Origin of the sequence: Rhizobium sullae (assembly GCF_900169785.1) — a bacterium.
GTDB lineage: Bacteria > Pseudomonadota > Alphaproteobacteria > Rhizobiales > Rhizobiaceae > Rhizobium > Rhizobium sullae.
In genome coordinates this window covers 1-807 of the sequence record NZ_FWER01000168.1, presented here as the reverse complement: position 1 = coordinate 807, position 807 = coordinate 1, and the positions used below count along the sequence as shown (strand labels likewise).

Sequence of the window (807 nt, the reverse complement as noted above, 5' to 3'; positions counted from 1 at the left end):
CTCTCTACGATTGACAGGGATGGGCGCGCCGAGACATGGCGCGCCCATATCGTGCTACTTCTCGATGCCACGATCCTTGAAGGACTGGTCGATCGCCTTGTCGACCTGGTCGCGCACTCCTTCGATGTTGAAGCTTGCGACTCGCTGGCTCGGTGGATATTTGACGAATGTTTCCAGGAAAGCCGCTCCCTGCAACTGACCCTTGACCAACAGATAGTCGTTGCGGACCAGCCAATCGTTGTACTGGTCGGAGACGACGTCGGCCCGCTCGTAGGGATCCATCCGCAGGTTGAAGAGCTTCGGAATGCGCCAAGTGACGAGCGGGTTCTGCCAGACGGCAAAGCCGCCGGGAAGCTGCTGTTCCTTGAAGACGACTTTCCAGTCGTCGAAGCGGGTCGCAACCAGCTCGCCGTCGTCGTCAAAGTAGTAGAAGTCGTGACGCGCGCTTTTGTCGGTCTTGCCTGTCAGATAGTCGAGCTGGTTGTAGCCGTCGAGATGGTTGCGGAAGCTGACGGCGCTTCCCTCCGGCTTCCAGCCGCTCAGCAGGCGGCTCTTGACATCGGGATCGCCCGCCGCCGCAAGCAGCGTCGGCAACCAGTCTAGGCCGGACATGATGCCGTTCGAGACCTGCCCAGGCTGGATGCGGCCCGGCCATTTGATCATGGCGGGAACGCGGAACGCGCCCTCCCAGTTGGTGTCCTTCTCGCTCCGGAATGGCGTCGTCGCGGCGTCGGGCCATGACCACTGGTTCGGACCGTTGTCCGTCGTATAGACGACGATCGTGTTGTCGGCGATCCCCAGCTCGTC

General features: G+C 61.3%; 1 protein-coding gene. It reads right to left on the bottom strand.

The annotated features are described in order from the left end of the window. Positions 1-54: 54 nt before the first annotated feature. Positions 55-807 (bottom strand): sulfatase-like hydrolase/transferase (locus BN1800_RS39560; protein WP_179214038.1); only part of this gene is annotated, 753 nt, incomplete at its 5' end.